Below are 22053 nucleotides of genomic sequence, written 5' to 3'. Positions count from 1 at the left end.
CGTCGAAACGACCGCGCCCGGCCGAGGACAGACCTCAGGCCGGGCGAATGAAGGGCGCTCTATACACGGATAAAGGCTGAAGCGGGGCGGAAAACGCCGTTCACCCTGTTCCTTCAGGCGACGTTGACCGGACAGACGCAGTCTGGCGATCGAACCCGCCTCGCCTGGAGCTTCATCATGCAAGCGCTTTCCATCGCCGCCGCCGGAATGACCAGCGCCCAGACGCGGTTCGACGACAGCGCGCGCCGCACTGCGACCGCGCCGCTCGACAACCTCGCTGAGGAAACCGTCGAACGCCTCCAAGCCAAGACCGCCTTCAGCGCCAACGCCGCCGTGGTCCGCACCGCCGACGAAATGACGGCGACCCTGCTGGACATCCTGGCCTGAGCCGCGTCGCCGCTTAGAACTCTTCCCAGCCGTCGGCTTCGGGCGCCGCCTTGGACGCAAGGGCCGCGCCGCCGCGCCCCAGGGTCTTCAAGGCCGCCGCCATATGGGGCGTAGACGCCCGCGCCGAAGCCGGAGCCGGCGCCGCCGGACGTTGCGCCGCGGACTTGGCGGGGGAGGCCTGACCCACGGTCCCGACCTTGAACCGGGCCGCAGAGGCTTGCAGGGACTGGGCCTCCTGATCCAAGGCGTGGCTGGCGGCGGTCGACTGTTCGACCATGGCCGCATTCTGCTGGGTGACCTGGTCCATCTGGTTCACGGCCGTATTCACCTGGGCCAGGCCGATGGCCTGTTCCTGGGCCGAGGCGGCGATTTCCGACACCAGACCGTCGATCTCGGCCACCCGGTCGACGATCCGTTGCAGGGCCTCGCCGGTCTGGCCGACCAGGGTCACGCCCGTGCCCACCTGGCTGGTGGAGGTCGAGATCAGGGTCTTGATCTCTTTCGCCGCCTCGGCCGAGCGCTGGGCCAGGGCCCGGACCTCGGAGGCCACGACGGCGAAGCCGCGACCGGCCTCGCCCGCCCGCGCCGCCTCGACCCCCGCGTTCAGAGCCAGAAGGTTGGTCTGGAAGGCGATCTCGTCGATGACCCCGATGATCTGGCTGATCTGGCTGGACGAGGACTCGATCGCCTGCATGGCTTCGACCGCGTCGCGGACGATGACGCCGGACGTCTCGGCGTCGCCCTTGGCGGCGTCGACGACGTCGGCCGCCTGGCGAGCGCCGGAGGCGGTCTTCTTCACCGTGGCGGTGATCTCGTCCAGGGCGGCCGCCGTCTCTTCCAGAGAGGCGGCCTGCTGTTCGGTGCGGCGCGACAGGTCGTCGGCGGCCTGGGAAATCTCGGCCGCGCCCGAACGAATGCCCGCCACATTGCCCAGGACGACGCCCATCGCCTGTTGCAGCTGGGCGATGGCGGCGTTGAAGTCGGACTTGAGCTGGGCGGCCTTGGGCGCGAACTCGGTTTCGATCCGATAGGTCAGGTCGCCGTTGGACATGGCCGACAGCCCCTCGGCCAGGGCCGTAAGCGCGATCCGATCCTCCTCGGCGATCCGGGCCTTTTCGGCTTCATTGGCGCGATGTTCGGCCTCGCTGACCGCCCGCTGCGACTGGGCCTCGGCTTCCAGCCGGGCCTTTTCGACGGCGTTGTCGCGGAAGGTGCCGACGGCCGCGGCCATCCGGCCGATCTCGTCGCCACGCCCCTGGGCCGGGATGGAGACCTTCAGATCGCCGCCGGCCAGCTGCGCCATGGCGCGGGTCATGGCGACGATCGGCTGGCTGAGCGCCCGGACCAGCCAGACCGTCATGGCGGCGGCGACCAGCAGGGCCAGGATCCCGCCGACGACCAGGGCCGCATAGCCCCGTCCGAAGGCCGCCTTCTTGGCGGCGCTTCTCTGACTCAGCACCGCATCGGCGGCCTGATCGACAGCGGCGACGGCGGCGCGAATGTCCTTCAGGTCCGCCGTCTGCAACAGCCGCGCTTCGGCCTGGAGCCGGGTCGCCGGATCGGCGGCCTGGGCCATCAGCCCCTGCGACTGCTGGTGAAAGGCGTCGCTGGCGGCCTTCAGCGCCTGATGCTGGGCGGCGTAGACATGATCGGCGTCGCTGGCGTCCAGGGCCTGGGCCGCCTGGTCGAAGGCGGCCTTGCGCGCCAGATAGTCCCGTCGCGCCGTCTCCTGGCCCGTCGCCACATAGGCGCGCAGGGCGTTTTGCTGTTCGACGGCGGCGGCCAGGGTCAGAGTGGCCGCCTCGCTGATCTGATAGGCGGACCGTTCGGCCGTGTCCGACCGTTGCAGCGTCACCAGGCTGAACAGGACGACCAGGGTCGCCACGCCGCACGCGCTCATCATCGCCCCGAGCGCGATCATCAGCTTGATGGATATGGACAAGGACTTGAACACGACCGGCTCCGAAAGCGGTTAACCCGTCGCAACTACCGGACAAGCCTTACCAAACCTTCTAAGGCGACGCTTCCAATCCGACCTTTTCGGGTAGGTGGAAATACCCAGTGAACTGTTCGAAGACCGCCCGGTCGCCGACGATCCTCAGCCCGCCTTCGGCCTCCAGCGCCGCCGTCGGAACCTTGCCGTAAACGGCCGCCGCCACCCGTTCGGGGCGGGTGGTCAGGACCACGGCGGCGTCCTCGATCGGCCCCCGCCGCGCGTCCAGACCGCCGTCCCGGATCTCAACCCGGAAGGTCTCGTCTTCAAAGACGAAGCCCAGGACCAGGACGGCGTCACCGGCCAGGACGGGATCGAACATGGTCTTGAACGACAGCATGATCGAGACGGCGCTGATCGGCAGGGTCGGATCATGCTGGGGCGAGCGCGCCGCCCAGCGCCCGAGGACGATGAAGACCGGCTCGATCTCCACCCCCCAGTCGGTCAGCTCATAGACCTGGACCGAGGCGGGCGGCGGCAGTTTGCGACGCCGCAGAACTCCCGACGCCTCCAGCCCTTCCAGCCTCTGGGTCAGGACATTGGCCGATATGCCGTGCAGATCCTTCTTCAGATCGCCGAACCGGCGCGGGCCCAGCATCAGCTCGCGCACGACCAGCAGGGCCCAGCGTTCGCCGATCAGGTCCAGCCCATGGGCGGCCCCACAGGCGTCATGATAACGGCGCCCCGGCTTTTCAGTTACTTTTTCTAACTTCATTATTGACTATTCTAACTATCAAAGGCACGGTTCGCAAAGAGGGAGAGGACCGCCGCATGACCCAACTGATCTTCATCAACCTGCCCGTCGCCGACCTTGACCGTTCGATCGCCTTTTATGAAGCCGTCGGGGCGACGAAAAACCCGATGTTCAGCGATGAGACGGCCGCCTGTATGGTGGTGTCGGACGTGATCCACGTCATGCTGCTGACCCACGACAAGTGGCGCAGCTTCACCGACCGGGCCATTCCCGACGCCCAGGTCTCGGCCCAGATGCTGCTGTGCCTGTCGCGCGAGGACAAGGCGGCGGTGGATGCGACGGTCGCCCAGGCCGCCGGCGCCGGGGGTCTGCCCGACCCGAACAGCCCCCAGGATTACGGCTTCATGTACGGCCGCAGCTACGCCGATCCCGACGGCCATATCTGGGAGGTCATGTGGATGGACCCCACAGCCGTCGCCGCCGGGCCCGAGGCCTTCGCCGCCCATGACCTGACGCCGGCCTGAGGCGGAGATCGTCATGTCCGAGATTTTCGAACTCCGCATCAGCCGCCTGATCAGGGCCGCGCCGGAAACGGTCTGGAACGTCTATACGCAACGCACCGCCGAATGGTTCTGCCCCCGCCCCTGGACCACGCCGGTGGTGGACTGGGACCTGCGCGTCGGCGGCCGGGCCAATGTCGAAATGGCCTCGCCCGAGGGGGAGCGTCATCCCTATTCCGGCGTCTTCCTGGAGGTGGTTCCGGGCCGCAGACTGGTCTCGACCGGCGCCTTCACCGAGGGCTGGGTTCCCCAGGCCGGCGAGATGAACTTCGTCCGCATCGACACCTTCGAGGCCGAGGACGATGCGACCCTCTACACCGCCGTCGCCCGCCATTGGGACGAAAAGGCCATGTCGGCGCACCGAGCCATGGGCTTCGAACAGGGCTGGGCCGCCGTCGCCGATCAACTGGCCGAACTGGCCGAACTGGCCGAAGGAGCGGCGTGATGGCCGACAAGATCGTTCCCTGCCTGTGGTTCGACGGCGAGGCGGAAGCCGCCACCGCCTTCTATGTGTCGCTTCTGCCCGACAGCCGTATCACCGCCGTCAACCGCTCGCCGGTCGACACGCCGTCCGGCCCGGCCGGTTCGGTCCTGACGGTGCAGTTCGTCCTGGCGGGCCGTGAGTATCTGGCCCTGAACGGAGGGCCGAACTTCCGTTTCACCGAGGCCGTCTCCTTCATGGTGATGACCGAGGATCAGGCCGAAACCGACCGGCTGTGGGACGCCCTGACCGCTGACGGCGGCCGCGAGAACGCCTGCGGCTGGTTGAAGGACCGTTGGGGCCTGTCGTGGCAGATAACGCCTCGGCGCCTGGTGGAACTGACGACCGACCCCGATCCCGCCCGCGCCAAGGCCGCCATGCAGGCCATGATGGAGATGATCAAGATCGACGTCGCGGCCCTGGAACGCGCCGTCGCCGACCTCTGAACCCTCAGCAAAGGACGACCCCATGACCTATGTGACCGGCTTCCTGACCCCCGTGAAATCCGAGGACAAGGCGCGCTACGTCAAGTCCGCCCAGGCCTCCTGGCCCCTGTTTCAGAAATACGGCGCCCTGTCCCAGGTCGAGACCTGGGGCGAGGACGTGCCCGACGGCAAGCTGACCAGCTTTCCCATGGCCGTAAAGCTGGAGCCGGGCGAGGTGGTGGTCTTCTCCTGGGTCACCTGGCCCGACCGCGCCACCGCCGACGCCTGCTGGGCGCAGATGGAGACCGACCCCGGCTTCGCCGAGATGGACATGCCCTTCGACGGCAAGCGGATGATGTGGGGCGGTTTCGAAACCATCTTCCAGTCATAGGGGCTCAGCGGCGCGCCGCCTTCAGGGCCGCCGTCAGGGCCTTGCGGCGTTTTGCATGGGTCCGCTCCCGCTCGGCCTGTTCGTCCTCCAAGGCCTTCAGCCGATCCGCCAGATCCGCCATCGCCTGCTGATGTTCGGCGTCCAGGGTCTCAAGCTCGGCTTCCAGCCGCTGGATCTTGGCGCGCCGGGCCTTGGACGGACCGGCGGCCTTCTTCGGTCCGGCCGCCTTCTTGATCTTGCCGACGTCGATGGCCAGGCCGCGTTCGATCACCTCGCCTGGAGCGGCTAAGGCCGCCTCATAGTCGGGGCCGCCGCTCAGTTCGCTGGCCAGGCCCGTGGCGAACAGATCCTGTTTGGAGCCCCAGGCCTCCAGCGCCTTGGGCCGCGAGCTGACCGCGACCGTGAAGGCGTGAAACCCGTCCGACCAGGTGAAGACCTTCAACCGTTTCGCCATGCGCCTCTCCCGGCCGACGGCCCGACTCGGCGCCGTCTCAGCGGCAGAAACGTGTGTCGGTCGCTTCCAGATGCAGATGGTCGAAATGGACGGCGTTGTAGTCTGGGCTCAGCACCGTTCCGAAGATGCGGCAGGCGTCGTCGCGGATACGGCGCAGGAATCGGGCCTCGGGCGCATCGCCGCTCCAATCCTTCGTCACCGTGATCCGCCGCCCGTCCCTCAGCCGCACCCCGGCGAAGTCCAGGGCGGCCGCCTGGGCGTGGGCGCTGATCCGGCTGGAGCCCACGCCGTTGTTCACATTGCGACAGGCGTAGGCGCCCATATGGTCGATCTGGACCACGTCCGACCCCAGGATCTCGCGCGCCGCCGGTTCCAGCGACTGACGCCGCCAGACGCTCAGCGCCAGGGCGGTCTGGCAGGTCATCTCGACGTCGCCGGGCGCCATCCGCGCCACCGTTCCCAGGTCCGGCCCCAGCACCCCGCCCTGTCTCAGGCCGCAGACGGCCGAGTTCTGCCGATCCGGCACGGGGCTGAACCGCACCCGCGCCGCGGTCAGCTGGGCCATGCACCGCCCCAGCTCAGAGCCTTCGCGCACCACCGCCGCCTGGGTGCCCCCGTCGATCGGCCGGTCGATCAGCCCCCCGACGAGAGGCGCCGCCGTCTGGCCCGGATAGGGCGACGGCCGCAGGGGCTCCGGCGCGCGCCGGACGCAGCCGGCCAAAATCAGCAGGACCGAAAGGCCGGCGCAAAGGCGCATCAGACGAGGCGACGAGGACATGGCTCCGGTCCTAGCCGATTCCCGCCGGGTCCGGCGGTCACGAGGCGGAGAGCCGCCTATCGCCGCTCTTCCGACACGCCCTTGGCCCGACAACGGTCGGAACAGAACCGCACCCGATCCCAGTCCCGCGCCCATTTCTTGCGCCAGACGAACGGCAGACCGCAGGCGGCGCAGACCTTCTGCGGCAGATCGGCCTTGGCCGGCGCCGTGCCCAGATTGACGTGTTTACGGCCCATCCGGTCCTCTATTTGAAACGGCGGGCGAGGGACCGCGCCGCCATTGTTGCGAAACACTCTCAACCTTGCTACAGGGCGCACGTCGCCTCGGCGGCCGTAAGCGTCTCACGTCAGGCAACGCATCCATCCCGGTCTTCGGCCGGGGCCGGTTCGTCCGGCGGATGCCCGCGCCGAAGACCTGAGTTTAAGAGAGACGCAAACCATGCACCCTCATCCCGCCGTCGTCCGGTTCCGACGCCTGCCCGCCCGCTACGCCGGACTGGTCATGCCGCTGATCCTGTCGCTGATCATGACCTTTGTGGTCTCAGCCATCGCCACCGCTCGAACCCTGGGCTTCGTCCCGGCCTTTCCCAGCGCCTGGATGCAGGCCTGGGGCCTGTCCTGGCTGATCGCCTTCCCGGTCCTGCTGCTGATCCTGCCCCTGGTCCGGCGCATCGTCGCCGCCCTGGTCGAGCCCGCCCGCTGAACGAAGAAGGGGCGGCCCTTTCGGCGCCGCCCCTGATCGTCTTCAGCTGTCCAGGAAGGACCGCAGCTTCCGCGACCGGCTGGGGTGTTTCAGCTTGCGCAGGGCCTTGGCCTCGATCTGACGGATCCGTTCGCGCGTCACCGAGAACTGCTGGCCGACTTCTTCCAGCGTGTGGTCGGTGTTCATGCCGATGCCGAAGCGCATGCGCAGCACCCGTTCCTCGCGCGGCGTCAGGGACGCCAGGACGCGGGTGGTGGTCTCGCGCAGGTTCGACTGGATGGCGGCGTCGATCGGCAGGACGGCGTTCTTGTCCTCGATGAAGTCGCCCAGGTGCGAATCCTCTTCGTCCCCGATCGGGGTCTCCAGGCTGATCGGCTCCTTGGCGATCTTCAGGACCTTGCGCACCTTCTCCAGCGGCATGGCCAGCTTTTCGGCCAGCTCTTCCGGGGTCGGCTCGCGGCCGATCTCGTGCAGCATCTGGCGGCTGGTGCGGACGATCTTGTTGATCGTCTCGATCATGTGCACCGGAATACGGATGGTGCGCGCCTGGTCGGCGATGGAGCGGGTGATCGCCTGACGGATCCACCAGGTGGCGTAGGTCGAGAACTTGTAGCCGCGGCGGTACTCGAACTTATCGACCGCCTTCATCAGGCCGATGTTGCCCTCCTGGATCAGGTCCAGGAACTGCAGGCCGCGGTTGGTGTATTTCTTGGCGATGGAGATCACCAGGCGCAGATTGGCCTCGACCATCTCCTTCTTGGCCTGACGGGCCTCGCGCTCGCCCTTCTGCACGGTCTGGACGATGCGGCGATAGTCGTCGATCGGCAGGCCGGCCTCCAGGGCCACGGCGGCGACGTCGGCGCGGATGGTCGCGATCTGGCTGGCTTCGTTCTCGCTAAACTTGGTCCAGCGCACGCCCTGATCCTTGATCCGGTCCGTCCAGGTGGGGTCCAGCTCGGAGCCGAAATAGGCCTTCAGGAATTCGGGGCGTGAAATGCCGTAGCTGTCGGCCAGACGCAGCAGCCGGCCTTCCAGACCGATCAGCCGCTTGTTGATCGCATACAGCTGCTCGACCAGGGCCTCGATGCGGTTGTTGTTCAACTTCATCGTCTTCAGACGATCCGAAATGGTCGTCGTCAGGGTCTGATAGGTCTTTTCGTCCTTGGCGCTCAGGGTCTCGCCCTTCAGCCGGGCCTGGACCAGCTTGTCCTGCAACGCGCGGAAGGCGCCGAAGTCGGCGGCGATGGCGTTCAGAACCTCCATCACCCCGTCGCGCAGCTCGGCCTCGAGCGCCGAGATCGACATGCCGCCGCCGTCGTCGAAGTCGTCGTCGTCCTCGTCGTCGGACTCCGGCTTATCCTCAGCCACTTGTTTTTCTTCGACGTCTTCTTCCTCTTCGCCCTCAGCCGGGGCGGCGCCCGGCAGGGACGAAGGATTCAGCACGCCGTAGGTGGCGTCCAGGTCGATGACCTCGCGCAGCAGGATGCGGTTGTTCTCCAGCTCGTCGCGCCAGACCATGATGGCCTCGAAGGTCAGGGCGCTTTCGCACAGACCCGAGATCATGGCGTCGCGGCCGGCCTCGATCCGCTTGGCGATGGCGATTTCGCCCTCGCGGCTCAACAGTTCGACCGAGCCCATTTCGCGCAGATACATCCGCACCGGGTCGTCGGTGCGGTCATAGGCGGCCTTGGCGGGCGTCTCGGCCACGCCGGTGGAGGCGGCGGCGGCGACGTCGGTGGACTGCTGCTCCTGCGCGTCCTCCTCGGCCTCGACGACGTTGACGCCCATTTCCGACAGCATGGCCAGGGTGTCTTCGATGGCGTCGGGGGTGACTTCTTCGGACGGCAGGACCTTGTTCAGCTCCTCCATCGTCACATAGCCGCGCGCCTTGGCCTGTTTGATGAATTTCTTGACGCCGGCGTCGGTCAGATCGAGCAGGGGCCCGTCGGTCGTAACCTCGGCGTCCTGCGTCTCGGTCTGTGCGTTCATAGTCAGTCTGTCTCCGGCCGGAGGGGGTGATCAGTCCACCCCGGCGAAAATACAATGCCTGGCGAGGCGTAAGGTTACGCGCCCGCTCTGTCTTCCCAAATCGTCCCGGCTTTGATCGCACGGCGAAGCGCATCCCGCGCAGCTGCCGCCGACGGAACCCCCTCATCCCGCCCCGACGCCTCTCGCGCCGGGACCGAGGCGTCGTCAAACGCCTGCGACCATCGGACCCTTGCCTCGGCGAGGGGCGCATTTGCGGCCAGGAATGGCGCACCGGACTTCGCCGCCGCCTTCTCGACCTCGCGCACTAAGGCGTCATGATCCGATTGCGCCAGATGGCGTCGCAAGCGGGCGGAGTCAAGGCCGCCCTACGGCTCGCGCAACCAGTTTTCGACGCGCAGACCCGGAACGCGGGAAAACTCCCGCTCATTGTCGGTGACGAGGATGCAGTCCAGCGCCAAGGCGTGGGCGGCGATCAGCAGGTCGTTGGCGCTGACGCTCGCCCCTGACCTTTCCAGAGCCTGGCGAGTCCGCGCATAGGCGCGATCAGTCGGCGCATCGAAGGGCAGGACCGGGATGTCGGCCAAAATCGCCTCCAACTGGCCCGAAAGTGTTGCGGACCCGCGCTTTTCAGCGCCGAACCGCAACTCGGCCGCAACGATGATGCTGGTCGCGGCGTCTTCCAAACGCAGACTGTACTGTTGAGCCACTTGCCCATGCGGATTGCGCACCAGATCCGAAAGCGTGTTCGTATCCAGCAGATAGAGGATCAAAAGCGGACAGGGCTCGAAGGCAGGTCGTCTATAGGAGCGAAGTCCTCCTCGATCGGCTCGAGGCGCGCCAGGGTGTCGAGCAGTCTGTGCCGATTCGACGCCTGTCCCCGTTCGATGATCAACCGCTCCCCGTCCTGACGCACCACGGCGTCGGCCGGAACGGCGACGCCGCTCGGCAGGTGGACGACCTGATGATCGCCTTCGCGCGTGATCCTGACGGGTTGGGAGCCATCCATGGGGCGAGACTACTCCAGATCGTCAAGCCCGCCAATCGGCGGCTCAAACCAGGGTCGCCCAGAAGTCAGGGGCCGCGAACGAGCGGGTGATGGCGTCCCGCTCGGCCTTCAGCCGGATCAGAGCCTCGATGCCCGTCCCCTGGCCCAGGTCCTGTTTCGCCGTCTCTATGGCGCGCGACAGGGCGGCGAGATGGGTCATCAGGCCGAACACCTTCAACCATTGGGCGCGCGCCTCGGCCACGGGGAGATCGGACGACAGGAAGGAGGCGCCGGACTTGGACGCCGCCTTCTCGATCTCTTTCAACAGCGGATCAAAGCCGGAGTCACGCAGCCGATGTCGCACCACGGCCGCGTCCGGCGCCTGGCCCGACAGCCGCAGCCGCACCAGCTCCTGGGCCAACCCCTCCAGGGCTGCGTCGCCAAATCCCTGAACGCTGACTTCTTCCAGATGATCGTCCAGCCGCTCGATGTCGTCGATCGCGGCATAGGCCAGGGCGGCCGCCACCGGACTGACGGCGCGGAACAGCGACTGCATGGCCTGGGCCCCCTCGACGGTCTGGCCCAGCTTCGGCGGCGGGCCGAAACGGCCCCGCCCCTGCCCCGGCGTCCAGGGCGCGCGCGGAGGGTTGCGGGGAAACAGGGCGTCGAACCGGTCGAACAGGTCGCGGCGATACTGTTCCGCCAGATCCTTGTCCTGAATGGCGCCGGCCGCCGCCCGCAGCCGCGCCTTGAATCCGGCCTTGCGCTCGGGCGTGTCCAGCGGCTCCACATCCTGTTCGCGACGGAACAGAACCTCGGCGAAACCATGGGTCTCGGCCAAGGCCTGGCGCAGGGCCGGCGCCCCCTTGTCGCGCAGTATGTCGTCGGGGTCCTGCCCGCCGCTGAGCAGGGCGAAGCGGAACGATCGCCCCGGCTTCAGCAGCGGCAACGACCGTTCGATGGCGCGATAGGCGGCCCGCAGGCCCGCCGCATCCCCGTCGAAACACAGCACCGGCTCATGGCTGACCCGCCACAGCCGCTCCATCTGTTCTTCGGTCAGGGCCGTGCCCATGGGGGCCACGGCCGGCAGGCCCGCGCGCTGGCAGGCGATGACGTCCATATAGCCCTCGACCACGATGATCGGCTGGTCGTTCCGGCTCTCGGCCCCCAGAATGCGCCGCGCCTCGGGCAGGCCGTAGAGGGTGGAGCCCTTGTGAAACAGCGGGCTTTCCGGCCCGTTCAGATATTTGGCCCGGTCGTCGGGGTTCATGGCCCGGCCGCCGAAGCTGACGATCCGCCCCCGCGCGTCCAGAATGGGGAAGATCAGCCGGTCGCGGAACCGGTCATAGGGCTGGCCGCCGCTGTCCGGCGCGATCAGCAGCCCGGCCTCGACCAGTTCGGCCGGCCGCGCCCCGCGCTGGACCAGGGCCTGTTTCAGCCCCTCGCGGTCATTGGGCGCATAGCCCAGGCCGAACCGCTCCCACTGATCCTCGGGCAGGCCGCGCTTCTCAAGATATTCGCGCGCCGCCTTGCCCGGCGTGCGGCGCAGATTGGCGGCGAACCATTTCTGGGCCAGGTCCATCCACTCGGACAGGCCTAAGCGCTTCTGCTCGCGCTCGGCCTCCTTGGGGTCTTCGGCCGGCAGCTGCATGCCCGCCTCGCCCGCCAGCCGCTGCACCGCCTCGACGAAGCTCAGCCGCTCGGTCTCCTGCAGGAAGGAGATGATGTCGCCGTGCTTGCCGGACGAGAAGTCGTGAAAGAAGCCCTTGTCGTCATTGACGAAGAAGGACGGCGACTTCTCCTTCGAAAAGGGCGACAGGCCGACATACTCGCGGCCCTGCCGCTTGAGCTTCACCGTCCGCCCGATCACGTCGGACGGCCGAAGGCGGGCCTTCAGTTCATCGATGAATCTTTCGTCGAAACGCACACGACGATCCATAAGCCTTGCGACAGGTTCCGTCGATGTTCGGGACGATCAGGCGGTTCGTCCGGGCATCCCCCGATAGCCGAACGAACCGCCGCATCGCAGAAGGCGTAAGCCGCAGCGTCCCCCAACGCCTTGGCTAACGAAGTCCTAACGCCTCGCGGACCTTCATCTGACGTTCGACGGCGTCGGCTGTCGAGAGGCCGGCGACCGGCGTGATGCGGATCATGGCCGGACTGTGTCTTTCGCGTCGCAACGGCTTTTCAGCGGCGAGGTCCAAAGGGCACCACCTTATTGGCCGTATCGTGCCCGATATCAGCGGAGCCCAGGTAGTCTATGCCCGATCTCAGGCACCAGTATCGAACGATCTCCTCCGGAGTCTGGCCGAAATCAGGATCGTTTGGCGTGACATCGGAAACACGCCCCAGGCGAATTCCAGCCACACTTCTGATAGAAGCCTGACCCGTCAAGTGAAACATCATCCGGTCGATCCGATAGGCGGCCTCCGACACCTCCTCCAGCATCAGGACATGGCCGGTCAGATCCGGCTCCAGCGCCGTGCCGACGAGCTGGTCGATGATGGTCAGGTTGAAGGCGACGGCGGGACGCGGGTCGGCGGCCAGGGACGGCTCGATCCAGTCCGTCCGGCCCGTGGTCAGCCAGGCCAGGGCGCCTTTAGCCGTCACGTCGTCCCGCACCGAATCCGAAGCCATCGGCCCATGGGCCAGATGTTCGAATCCGGCCCGGTACATGCCAGCCAACAGACTGCCCGCGTCGGAATAGCCCAGATAGCGCTTCTTGCGCGCCACCGCGTTCAGCCGGGGGATCACCGCCTCGGCGATGCGGCAAGAGCCATAGCCGCCGCGTGCGAACCAGACGGCGTCGATGCGCGGATCATTGGCGAACTCGATAAGGGCCTCGGCCCGCGCCCGGTCGTCCCCCGCGAAGTGACCGTGCTTCAAGAAGCAGGCGGGGTGGAAGACCACAGCCACGTCGCGATCCGGGTGATGTTCGGCCATCCACTGTTCGACGGCCTCGGCCCGCTCCTTTGAAAAGCGGGAACTGGCGCAGACCACGCCGATCTTGAAGGTGTTTGCGTTCACGCCCGTCTTCTTCGTCGAAATTGCAGTCCGCCTCTGGCGGATCGGCCCGATCCCCTGTTCTAAGGGGGCATGAACCAAGACGCCTCCTATTTCTTCTGCGGCATCGGCGGGTCGGGCATGCTGCCCCTGGCCCTGATCGTCCAGGCCCAGGGCGCCCGGATCGAAGGCTCTGACCGCGCCCTGGATCAGGGCCGCACCCCTGAAAAGTTCGACTGGCTGCGCGCCCACGGCGTCACCCTGCACCCCCAGGACGGATCGGGCGTCACCCGGCCCGATCAGATCGTGATCGCCACCGGCGCGGTCGAGGAGACGGTGCCCGACATCGGCGCGGCCCGCCGCGTCGGGGCGACGATCAAGACCCGCCCCGAACTGCTCAGCGAACTGTTCAACGCCGCCCCCACCTCGATCGGGGTGGCGGGCACCAGCGGCAAGTCCACCATCACCGGCATGATCGCCTGGATCCTGCACCAGACCGGCCGCGATCCGACCGTCATGAACGGGGCGGTGATGAAGAATTTCGCCGACGCCGACCATCCGTTCGCCAGCGCCCTGATCGGCGGGTCGGATCTGTTCGTGTCCGAGGTCGATGAATCGGACGGCTCGATCGCCCGTTACGTCCCGACCGTGGCGGTCGTCTCCAACATCTCGCTTGACCACAAGTCGATGGAGGAGCTGCGCGACCTGTTCGGCGGCTTCGTCCAGCGGGCGGCCACGGCGGTGCTGAACCTGGACAATCCCGAGACGGCGGCCCTGGCGCAGGAACTCGCGCCCGGAAAGGCGATCACCTTCGCCCTGGGCGAAGAGGCGGCCGACCTGTCCGCCCACGACCTTCAGCCCCAGCCGACCGGCATGCGTTTCCGCCTGATCGAGGGCTGGAGCGAGTTCGACGTCAGGCTGAACGTGCCCGGCGCCCACAATGTCGCCAATGCGCTTGCGGCGCTCGGCGCGGTCAAGGCCCTGGGCGTCTCGACGGCCGAGGCGGTCAAGGCCCTGGAAAGCTTCGCCGGCATTCGGCGGCGAATGGAGGTGGTCGGGACCGTCAACGCCGTCACCGTCATCGACGACTTCGCCCACAACCCCGACAAGATCGCCGCCACCCTGAAGACGCTGCACGCCTTCGACGGGCGTCTGCTGATCCTGTTCCAGCCCCACGGCTTCGGCCCCTTAAAGCTGATGCGGCGGGAGTTCATCGACGGTTTCGTCGGCCTGATGCGCGAGGACGACGTCCTGTTGATGCCCGAGCCGGTCTATTACGGCGGCACCACCGACCGCAGCGTCGGCAGCGAGGCCATCGCTGAAGGAGTGCGCGAGGCGGGCCGTCAGGCCGAGGCCCTGCCCGACCGTGCGGCCTGCGGAGACCGCATCGTCGAAATGGCCCGGCCTGGCGACCGCATCCTGGTCATGGGGGCGCGCGACGACACCCTGTCCAGCTTCGCCGCCGATCTGCTGGAGCGGCTGGGCGCGCGCTGACGCCTGACGTTCGGAGCCAAGGCGCCGCTTCGGACGTTGGCGGAAGATGAGCGCCGCCGCCCTGATCGATCTGAGCCGAGAACGCGCCTATCTGCGCGACCTGGGCCGCGCGTTCGGGGGCGCCCTGGTGTTCAGCATCCCCCTGCTGATGACGATGGAGATGTGGGAGCAGGGCGTGGCCATGGACCGGGGCCGGCTGCTGGCCTTCATCGTCGCCGGCCTGCCCCTGCTTTACGGCCTTGCCTATTATGCGGGCTTCTCCGACCGGCGGGGGCTGGCGAACGATCTGATGGACACGGCCGTCGCCCTGGCGGTCGGCTTCCTGACCGCCGGCCTGCTGTTGAGCCTGTTCGGCGTGGTCCGATGGGGCGATCCCCCTCGTGAAGCCCTGGGCATGATTGCGCTTCAGGCCGTTCCGGGCGCCATGGGCGCCCTGCTGGCCCGCCGCCAGCTGAGCGGCGACGCGGACGGCGGCGAGACCCAGGAGGATCAGGCCTCCTATGTCGGGGAGCTGTTTCTGATGGCGGCCGGAGCCCTGTTCTTCGCCCTGAACGTCGCCCCGACCGAGGAAATGATCCTGATCGCCTACAAGGCCGGCGCCCTCAACGTCCTGGGGCTGATGGGCGTGTCGATCCTGCTGCTGCACCTCATCGTCTTTCGCGCGGGCTTCGCCGGTCAGGAAGAGGCGGATCGACCGGCCCACGCCTTCTTCCACTTCACCCTGCCCGGCTACGCCATCGCCCTGGGGGTCAGCCTGTTCGCCCTATTCGTCTTTGGGCGGATCGAAGGGCATTCTCTGGCCGGGGTGGTCCAGGCGACGGCGGTCCTGGGCTTTCCCGCCGCGATCGGCGCGGCCGCCGCCCGTCTGCTGGTCTGATCCGATGAACCGAGCCACGCGCCGAAAAACCGCCCCGCCCCGCCCGCTTTTGCAGACCGCCATGGCCGCTCTGGGCGGGGTGGTGACCCTGGCCGCCGTCGGGGTGATCGTGTGGGAGGCCGTGCAACCCGCCGCCCCGGCGACCCTGAACGCGCGGATCGAGAGGGTCGAGACCACCGCCCACGGCCATGTGGCCGAGATCAAGGTGGTCAATGACGGCGACGAAACCGCCGCCGGGGTCGATGTCGAGGCCGTGGCAGGCGACCAGACCGCGACCGCCACCCTGGACTATGTGCCCGGCCGCGGCCATGCGACCGCCTATATGCGGTTCGACGCCGATCCGCGCGCGGCGGTGGTGACGGTCAAGGGCTGGTCGGCGCCCTGAAGGGCTCAGATCAGCAGCAGGGGCAGGGTCTGAAACACCACCCCGACGCCGCCGATGAAACAGCCGCCGACGCCGATGGCCGGCTCGAATCCCCGACGGGTCTTCAGGATCAACAGGGCGAGCCCCGCCTCGCCCGCCAGACAGGCCAGGCTGAATCCCCCGCCGATCAGGCGCCACAGGGGCGCCTCTGCCGTCGCCACCACGTCCGCCGTGGACGAGATCAGATAGACGCCCAGGAAATGGGCTGCCCAGATCAGCAGCCCGCCCGTCAGGATCAGCCAGCGTCCGATGTCAGCCTCCCGGGAACAGATGGGTCAACAGGGCGGCGGCCGCCCCTTGCGCGGCGGAAAAACCGATGAACAGGGCGATCAGCTGATAGGTCGCCGGCCTCCGGGCCGACAGCAGGCCGAACACCCAGCGCATCAGGGCGAAGACCGCCATGATGGCGCAGATGGCCGCGAACAGCCCCTGCCAGGCGATCAGGGCGAAGACGGTCGCCCCCTGGCCGCTGGCCTGGGGACGCAGGCCCGCCCCCCACCAGGCGGACGCCTCGACCGCCCAGCCCGCCCCGATCGTCAGGCCCGCCAGCAGCATCAGGACGGCGGCGATCACCCCGCTGCGCGGCCGGTCCAGCGCCAGGACCCTCAGCGCGGCCCAGGCCAGCAGCGCCGCCGCCGCGCAAAGGCCGACGACCTGGATCAGAGACCCCATTTCCGGCGGCGCCTGCCACAGATCGGGTCGGCGGCTCCACAGAAAGACATAGGAGAAGCCGGCCATGACCGCGACCATGCCCGCGACGATCAGGGTGATGACCATGGCCCACCAGCCGTGGCTGGTCGGACCCGAGACATAGGTCGGCAGGCGCACCCCCGCCCCGATGTCCACCACAGCCGCCCCGCCCTCGCGCCGATCCGGCCGGTCCAGTTTCCAGCACCATTTGAGGATGCAATATACGGCCAGAATTCCACTGATCACCGAAGCCAGATAGGCCTGGATGGTCAGGATCAGGAAGAAGCCCGCCGTAAACACCGCCCCCCAGACGTGCCAGCTGGAGGGCCGGGGGATCTGCAGCAGATATTGGGGCTCGGCGTTCAGCGGGCTGGTGACGATGGTCTCGCGTTCGCCGCGCGGGGCGCCGGGCAGGAAATAACGTCCGGCCTCGACGTCCTCGGCCAGCCCCTTCTGCTCCCAGCCGGGATAGAGGCTCTTGATCACCGGGATCGACCGCAGCGAATAGAGCCCCGCCGGCAGCCACTCCAGCCCCGGCCCATTGAAGACATTGCCCGCCTCGCGTCGCCCGAAGGGGCGGAAGTTGCGGATCATGTCCACCAGCCAGATCAGCACCGCCAGGCCGAACAGGAAGGCGCCGACGGTCGAGATCATATTGGGCAGGTCCCAACCCCGATCCGGCAGATAGGTGTAGACCCGCCGCGGCATCCCCATCAGCCCGGTCAGATGCATGGGCAGGAAGGTGACGTTGTGGCCGACGAACATCAGCCAGAACACCCACCTGCCCCACCGCTCGCTCAGCGGCCGGGCGCTGGACATGGGCGTCCAATAGTAGATGGCGGCGAACAGCGGAAACACCATGCCGCCGATCAGGACGTAGTGCAGGTGGGCGACGATGAAATAGCTGTCGTGGGCCTGCCAGTCGAAGGGGACCATGGCGACCATGACGCCGGTCAGCCCGCCCATGACGAAGATGACCAGCCCGCCGACGGCGAACAGGCCCGGCGTGTTGAACCGCATCTTCCCCGCCGCCAGGGTGGCGATCCAGGCGAAGACCTGAACCCCGGCGGGCACGCTGACCGCCATGGAGGCGGCGCTGAAATAGTTGATCGAGATCTGGGGCATGCCGGTGGCGAACATGTGGTGGGCCCAGACGCCGAAGCTGATGAAGCCCGTCGCCAGCATGGCCAGGACCACCAGCCTGTGTCCCACCAGCCGGGTCTGGGCCACGGCCGGGATGATGGTGGACATGGCGCCCGCCGCCGGCAGGAAGATGATGTAGACCTCCGGGTGGCCGAAGAACCAGAACAGGTGCTGCCACAGCATCGGATCCCCGCCCCGCGCCGCGTCGAAGAAGGGCCAGCCCAGGGCGCGTTCCAGCTCCAGCAGCAGGGTGGACAGGATGATCGACGGGAAGGCGATGATGATCATGCAGGCGAAGATCAGCATGGCCCAGGCGAAGATCGGCAACTTGTCCAGGGTCATGCCCGGCGCCCGCGTCTTCAGAACCCCGACGATGATCTCAATCGCGCCGGCGATGGCCGAAATCTCGATGAAGCCGATGCCCAGGAGCCAGAAGTCGGCGTTGATCCCCGGCGAATAGGCCATGGAGGTCAGGGGCGGATACATGAACCAGCCCCCGTTCGGCGCCAGGCCGAAGAAGAGAGAGCAGAAGAAACACAATCCACCGATCAGATAGGCCCAGAAGGCGTAGGCGCTGAGACGCGGGAACGGCAGGTCGCGCGCCCCCAGCATCTGGGGCAGCAGCAGCACCCCCAGGGCCTCGACCGCCGGCACGGCGAACAGGAACATCATCACCGTGCCGTGCATGGTGAAGATCTGATTGTAGGTCTCCTGGGCCAAGAAGCCCGTCATCGGCAGGGCCAGCTGGGTCCGCATCAACAGGGCCAGAACCCCGGCCAGCACGAAGAACAGCATGGCCGCGCCGACGTAATAGACGCCGATATAGTTGTTGTTGATCGCCGTGACCCATTCCCACGGCTTTCGCGGCGCGCACCAGACCTGTTCCAGCTGCTCCAGCTCGCCCTCGGGGCGGGGTTCGCGGGTCGGCAGGCGTTTGTAGAGTTCGGGATCGAACCCGGTTTCCGAACTCATTTCAGACTGTCCAGATAGGCCGAGACGGCGCGCAGATCCTGGCCCGTCAGGACCGGATAGGAGGGCATGCGGTTGCCGGGCTTGACGCCCTGGCTGTCCGAAATCCAGCCCGCCAGAGTGCCCTGATTGTTCGGCAATATGCCCGCCCCGATCGTCTGGCGGGAGCCGACATGGGTCAGGTCGGGACCGGCCAAACCATTGGCCTCGGTTCCGCGAATGGTGTGGCAGGCGCCGCAGCCGGAGGCGGCGAAGACGTCGCGGCCGCGCGCGATCATTGCGGCGGTCGGCGCGGCCGCATCCAGGGCTACGGCCGGCCCGGCCTGACGCGCGCGCCAGGCGGCGAATTCCTGGGGCGTATGGGCCACCACGACCAGCCCCATCAGCGCATGGGGCCCGCCGCAGTATTCGGCGCACTGGCCGCCATAGGTTCCCGGCTGATCGGCCTGAAGCCGCATGAAGTTGCGCCGGCCGGGGATCATGTCGGTCTTGCCGCCCAGGCGCGGAACCCAGAAGCTGTGGATCACGTCGGCGCTTTCCAGCTCGAACACCACGGGCTGACCGGCGGGGATATGGACCTCATTGGCGTCCTGAAGTATTTCGCGCCCCTGGTCGTCCAGATAGGCGACCCGCCACCACCACATCTCGCCGGTGACGCGGACCCGCATCTCGCCCGGTCGCGGCGCCTCGGCGACCCGCGCGGTCGTGGTCAGGCCGTAGATCAGAAGGCCGGTCAGAACCACGATCGGAAAGGCCAGGCCGCCAATCCAGACCAGACGCTCGCCGCTGACCCGCCGCTTCCACCGCCGGGGGCCGAACAGGGCGATCCCCAGGGCGATCAGCACCACGGTCATCACCACCGCCGCCATGACGAACAGCACCCAGGCCACCACCTCGATCGGCCCGGCGAAAGGGCCGGCTGGGTCCAGCACAGGCGGGGGCCAGCCCGCGGTTCCCGGCGTCGGTTCAGTCGTCATCGAGCGTATACAGATAGGCCGCGACGTCGCGGGCTTGGGCTTGGTTCAGGGGCATGGGGGGCATGGCGGTTCCGGGATCCAGGGACGGCGCGTCGATCAGCCAGCGGGTCAGGACGCCGGGCTGGTTCGGCAGGCGCCCGGCGATGAAGGGGCGCGCCCCGAAGCCCGCCAGGTCGCCGCCGCTGCGGCCTTCGGGCCAGGCGACGCCGGGAATCGTGTGGCAGGCGGCGCAACCGACGGCCTCGATGACCGCCAGGCCGCGCGCCGGATCGCCCTGGGCCACCGGCCGGGGCTGATCCGCCTTGTCGACGCAGGCGCTGAGGCCCGCCGAGGCGAGCGCGAGCAGAGCCGCGGCGGCGGTCCGCCCTGCCTCGCCCTGTCCGCCCCATCTCATCGCCGCCCGGTCCCCCGCCCTGAATCGCCTCGGGCCAGGCCTCGAAAGCTTCACCAGACCAATCCCCCCAGGACGAGGAAGTTCCCCGGCTGCGACATGGCGTCTCCGTCGGGCGGCGCCTTCGGAACCGGGGCCGTAGGCGGGGGTTGGATGCAGGTGCGCGCGCCCCTTGCCCCTCTGATGCTCCTGATGCTGCTGGCCGGATGCGAGGCGGCGGCGACCGACACCGACCGCGTTCTCTCGGCGAATGGCGAAGTCATCGCCCTCAGCGGCGGCGCCGGCGGTGCGGCCAACGCCTGTTTCACCTGTCACGGCCTGGACGGCGGCGGCGACGGCGCGGCCGCGCCCCGACTGGCGGGCCTGGACATCGGCTATCTGCAGAAACAGATGGAGGACTACGCCTCGGGCCTCAGGGCCGACGACCAGATGACGCGCATCGCCAAGGCCTTGGATCAGAGAAGCCGACGCGAGGTGGCGGCCTATTACGCCGCCCTGCCGATCCCGCCGACGGAACGGAACGCCGCCGCCCCTGCGCCGTCGGTCTATCTGAGAGGCGATCCTGCGCGCGGCGTGGTGGCCTGCGCCGCCTGTCACGGCTTGAACGGCGAAGGAACCGGCCTGGGCGGCAATCCTCAGATCGCGGGTCAGCCCTACCCCTATCTGGTCGAACAGATGGAGCGGTGGAAGTCGGGCGAACGCCGCAACGATCCGCGCGGCGTCATGGCCGCCGCCGTCAAACCGCTTTCGGACCCAGAAGTCCGCGCCATAGGGCTTTGGCTGTCCGCGCAACCTGCTTCTCCAGCGCCCGCCAGCGCCTCTGCCACCGGGTCCGCTTCCGTCGACGCAGCGGCACGACCGGCAGCATCGCGTGAAACACGTCGTCCCGATCGATCAGATGGTGCTTGAGGGCGGCCCCGGCGTGGATGGGGATCATCAGCAGCAGGGTGACCACCAGGCCCCAATGCATCCATTCCGCCGCCGCCTCGATCGCCCATAGCTGACTGTTGGACAGGTCCTGGAACGGCAGCAAGGGCCAGGGGATGAAGCCCAGCGCCTCCAGTTCGCGCGTCCGGTCCGTCGCCGAGATCATGGCCCAGCCCGACAGGGGCAGGCCGAACAGGCAGATGTAGAAGACATAGTGGGTGACGTGGGCGGCCCAGCTCTCCCACCCCGGCTTGTCGGCGTCATTGATCAGGTCCGGCGCCAGCAGCCGCCAGGACAGCCGCCCGATCACAAGGATCAGCATCAGGACGCCCACGGCGAAATGCAGATCATAGGCGGCCAGCATCTGACCGCCGACCGGCTGACGCCCCATCCACCAGCCCCAGCCCAGCTGAAAGATCACCAGGGCGGCCATGACCCAGTGAAACAGGATGCCGACCGGCGAATATCGGCCCTGGTCATGGTGGCCCGCCGCCCATTCCAGCAGTTGGGTGAAGAGCTTTTCGATCACGCCGGACGCACCCCGGCCTCGGCGGGAAGGTCCGGCCCCAGCATCCGGCCCAGCCGCCACAGGGCCGCCAGCAGATAGAGGCCCGCCGCCGGCGCCCACATGATCAGCCCCGCCGCCTGCTGGTCCTCCAGCGGGGTCAGGCCCCAGGCCAGGGTCGTATAGGCGTGGGGCGCATAGACGGCCTGGCCGGCGAAGGTCAGGACCGCGCCCAAGAGCCCCATCGCCAGCATGGCCGCCAACAGGCCGACCACCGCCGCAGGCGCGCTGGCCGCCCGCGCCGCCGCCCAGAACCAGACGGCGGAGGCCAGAAGGCTGAGCTGCATGATCCAGTAGACCAGGTCGCTGGACAGGGCGGCGCCATAGGCGGCGGGCGCATGCCACACCCACAGCACCGCCGCCTGGACGAAGTTCGCCAGGGCCAGAGACCCGTATCGCCGTCGCGGCGCCATCTCGGCCAGCAGGGGGGCGGCCACGGCGACCAGCAGGACGTGGTGCACGGTCCGGGCCGAAAACAGGGCGGAGCTGAGGGCGCACAGGGGCGAGACGAAGCTGACGCCCAGCACCGCCATGGCGGCTAGGCCCAAGCCCCGCGACCGGCCGCGCGTCCGCATCAGGATCAGGGCCGTCGCCCCGGCCATGACCAGAAGCAGCACGGGGTCCAGGTTCCAGCGCCAGTCGCCGGCGGCGGGCGCGGGGCCGCAATAGGGCGCCCAGCCCGAAATGGGGGTCAGGCTCTGGCTCATCGAAATGGTCTGGTCGGCCGCATGCGCCCCGCCCTTGCTGCAAGCTT

General features: G+C 68.0%; 25 protein-coding genes and 1 pseudogene. 10 read left to right on the top strand and 16 right to left on the bottom strand.

The features are described 5' to 3' along the window. Positions 1–177: 177 nt before the first annotated feature. Positions 178–387: a flagellar basal body rod C-terminal domain-containing protein gene (locus tag BSP_RS05385; RefSeq protein ID WP_054766837.1), complete on the top strand. Its 210-nt coding sequence runs from the start codon at positions 178–180 to the stop codon at positions 385–387. Between the two features lie 13 nt (positions 388–400). Here the strand turns inward: BSP_RS05385 and BSP_RS05380 are convergent, their stop codons facing one another. Next, a complete protein-coding gene (locus BSP_RS05380; RefSeq protein ID WP_152951057.1) occupies positions 401–2308 on the bottom strand; it encodes a methyl-accepting chemotaxis protein in 1908 nt (635 codons plus the stop codon). Positions 2309–2399: 91 nt separating this feature from the next. Then, positions 2400–3095: a winged helix-turn-helix transcriptional regulator gene (locus tag BSP_RS05375; RefSeq protein WP_152949553.1), complete on the bottom strand. Its 696-nt coding sequence runs from the start codon at positions 3093–3095 to the stop codon at positions 2400–2402. 56 nt (positions 3096–3151) lie between these two features. Here BSP_RS05375 and BSP_RS05370 point away from each other — a divergent pair, with 56 nt between their 5' ends. The 4 genes from BSP_RS05370 to BSP_RS05355 are packed head-to-tail and all read left to right on the top strand — an operon-like array spanning position 3152 to position 4931. Further along, positions 3152–3598 (top strand): VOC family protein, encoded by a 447-nt coding sequence (locus tag BSP_RS05370; RefSeq protein WP_054764799.1) that lies wholly within the window; start codon positions 3152–3154, stop codon positions 3596–3598. Positions 3599–3611: 13 nt separating this feature from the next. Next, a complete protein-coding gene (locus BSP_RS05365; RefSeq protein ID WP_152949552.1) occupies positions 3612–4079 on the top strand; it encodes an SRPBCC family protein in 468 nt (155 codons plus the stop codon). Next, positions 4079–4561, top strand: coding sequence for a VOC family protein (locus BSP_RS05360; RefSeq protein WP_152949551.1), 483 nt, complete (start codon positions 4079–4081; stop codon positions 4559–4561). Before BSP_RS05365 ends, BSP_RS05360 begins: the two co-directional genes overlap by 1 nt. A gap of 22 nt (positions 4562–4583) precedes the next feature. Continuing rightward, a complete protein-coding gene (locus BSP_RS05355; RefSeq protein WP_054764796.1) occupies positions 4584–4931 on the top strand; it encodes a DUF1428 domain-containing protein in 348 nt (115 codons plus the stop codon). A 4-nt stretch (positions 4932–4935) separates the two neighbouring features. Here the strand turns inward: BSP_RS05355 and BSP_RS05350 are convergent, their stop codons facing one another. The 3 genes from BSP_RS05350 to BSP_RS05340 are packed head-to-tail and all read right to left on the bottom strand — an operon-like array spanning position 4936 to position 6399. Continuing rightward, positions 4936–5385, bottom strand: a complete 450-nt coding sequence (locus tag BSP_RS05350; RefSeq protein WP_152949550.1) for a hypothetical protein — start codon at positions 5383–5385, stop codon at positions 4936–4938. 37 nt (positions 5386–5422) lie between these two features. Then, positions 5423–6163 (bottom strand): extensin family protein, encoded by a 741-nt coding sequence (locus tag BSP_RS05345; protein ID WP_152949549.1) that lies wholly within the window; start codon positions 6161–6163, stop codon positions 5423–5425. Positions 6164–6219: 56 nt separating this feature from the next. Beyond that, positions 6220–6399 (bottom strand): DUF2256 domain-containing protein, encoded by a 180-nt coding sequence (locus tag BSP_RS05340; protein ID WP_152949548.1) that lies wholly within the window; start codon positions 6397–6399, stop codon positions 6220–6222. Between the two features lie 202 nt (positions 6400–6601). Between BSP_RS05340 and BSP_RS05335 the strand changes: the two genes are divergently transcribed. After that, a complete protein-coding gene (locus BSP_RS05335) occupies positions 6602–6865 on the top strand; it encodes a DUF2798 domain-containing protein (protein WP_152949547.1) in 264 nt (87 codons plus the stop codon). 42 nt (positions 6866–6907) lie between these two features. On the opposite strand, the gene rpoD is transcribed toward BSP_RS05335, so the two are convergent. From rpoD to BSP_RS05310, 5 genes are all read right to left on the bottom strand, one after another. Continuing rightward, positions 6908–8854, bottom strand: coding sequence for an RNA polymerase sigma factor RpoD (gene rpoD / locus BSP_RS05330; RefSeq protein ID WP_152949546.1), 1947 nt, complete (start codon positions 8852–8854; stop codon positions 6908–6910). A 365-nt stretch (positions 8855–9219) separates the two neighbouring features. Continuing rightward, positions 9220–9624: a type II toxin-antitoxin system VapC family toxin gene (locus BSP_RS05325; RefSeq protein WP_152949545.1), complete on the bottom strand. Its 405-nt coding sequence runs from the start codon at positions 9622–9624 to the stop codon at positions 9220–9222. After that, entirely contained in the window at positions 9621–9860 is a 240-nt protein-coding gene (locus BSP_RS05320) for a hypothetical protein (RefSeq protein WP_152949544.1), read from the bottom strand. The genes BSP_RS05325 and BSP_RS05320 overlap by 4 nt, the downstream gene beginning before the upstream one ends. 43 nt (positions 9861–9903) lie before the next feature. Further along, a complete protein-coding gene (dnaG, locus tag BSP_RS05315) occupies positions 9904–11766 on the bottom strand; it encodes a DNA primase (protein WP_370513374.1) in 1863 nt (620 codons plus the stop codon). A 260-nt stretch (positions 11767–12026) separates the two neighbouring features. Next, complete coding sequence (locus tag BSP_RS05310) at positions 12027–12866, bottom strand: LD-carboxypeptidase (protein WP_152949542.1); 840 nt, start codon at positions 12864–12866, stop codon at positions 12027–12029. Positions 12867–12935: 69 nt separating this feature from the next. Here BSP_RS05310 and murC point away from each other — a divergent pair, with 69 nt between their 5' ends. From murC to BSP_RS05295, 3 genes are all read left to right on the top strand, one after another. Continuing rightward, on the top strand, positions 12936–14336 hold the full coding sequence (gene murC / locus BSP_RS05305) for a UDP-N-acetylmuramate--L-alanine ligase (protein WP_152949541.1): 1401 nt from the start codon (positions 12936–12938) through the stop codon (positions 14334–14336). A gap of 46 nt (positions 14337–14382) precedes the next feature. Next, positions 14383–15213, top strand: a complete 831-nt coding sequence (locus BSP_RS05300) for a TIGR02587 family membrane protein (RefSeq protein ID WP_152949540.1) — start codon at positions 14383–14385, stop codon at positions 15211–15213. 61 nt (positions 15214–15274) lie between these two features. Then, complete coding sequence (locus tag BSP_RS05295) at positions 15275–15598, top strand: hypothetical protein (protein ID WP_152951056.1); 324 nt, start codon at positions 15275–15277, stop codon at positions 15596–15598. Positions 15599–15603: 5 nt separating this feature from the next. On the opposite strand, the gene BSP_RS05290 is transcribed toward BSP_RS05295, so the two are convergent. The 4 genes from BSP_RS05290 to BSP_RS05275 all read right to left on the bottom strand — a co-directional run bounded on the left by BSP_RS05290 (position 15604) and on the right by BSP_RS05275 (position 19810). Further along, positions 15604–15798 carry a hypothetical protein gene (locus BSP_RS05290; protein WP_224764354.1) on the bottom strand — a complete coding sequence of 65 codons (195 nt, stop codon included), beginning with the start codon at positions 15796–15798 and terminating at the stop codon, positions 15604–15606. A gap of 91 nt (positions 15799–15889) precedes the next feature. After that, complete coding sequence (locus tag BSP_RS05285) at positions 15890–18442, bottom strand: cbb3-type cytochrome c oxidase subunit I (protein ID WP_152949538.1); 2553 nt, start codon at positions 18440–18442, stop codon at positions 15890–15892. Then, a complete protein-coding gene (gene coxB, locus BSP_RS05280; protein WP_152949537.1) occupies positions 18439–19416 on the bottom strand; it encodes a cytochrome c oxidase subunit II in 978 nt (325 codons plus the stop codon). The genes BSP_RS05285 and coxB overlap by 4 nt, the downstream gene beginning before the upstream one ends. Continuing rightward, positions 19406–19810 (bottom strand): cytochrome c family protein, encoded by a 405-nt coding sequence (locus BSP_RS05275; protein ID WP_152949536.1) that lies wholly within the window; start codon positions 19808–19810, stop codon positions 19406–19408. The genes coxB and BSP_RS05275 overlap by 11 nt, the downstream gene beginning before the upstream one ends. 96 nt (positions 19811–19906) lie before the next feature. On the opposite strand from BSP_RS05275, the pseudogene BSP_RS16580 reads away from it, so the two are divergent. Beyond that, a pseudogene (locus BSP_RS16580) lies at positions 19907–20494 on the top strand (cytochrome c); the annotation flags it as partial. A 49-nt stretch (positions 20495–20543) separates the two neighbouring features. Here the strand turns inward: BSP_RS16580 and BSP_RS16310 are convergent. Both BSP_RS16310 and BSP_RS05260 read right to left on the bottom strand, forming a co-directional pair. Continuing rightward, positions 20544–21263 (bottom strand): cytochrome b, encoded by a 720-nt coding sequence (locus BSP_RS16310; protein ID WP_054764777.1) that lies wholly within the window; start codon positions 21261–21263, stop codon positions 20544–20546. Continuing rightward, positions 21260–22006 (bottom strand): cytochrome c oxidase assembly protein, encoded by a 747-nt coding sequence (locus BSP_RS05260; RefSeq protein ID WP_194167004.1) that lies wholly within the window; start codon positions 22004–22006, stop codon positions 21260–21262. The genes BSP_RS16310 and BSP_RS05260 overlap by 4 nt, the downstream gene beginning before the upstream one ends. Positions 22007–22053 lie beyond the last annotated feature (47 nt).

The organism is Brevundimonas sp. Bb-A (assembly GCF_009394735.1).
Taxonomy (GTDB): Bacteria; Pseudomonadota; Alphaproteobacteria; order Caulobacterales; family Caulobacteraceae; genus Brevundimonas; species Brevundimonas aurantiaca.
This window is presented reverse-complemented; position numbering and strand designations above follow the sequence as displayed.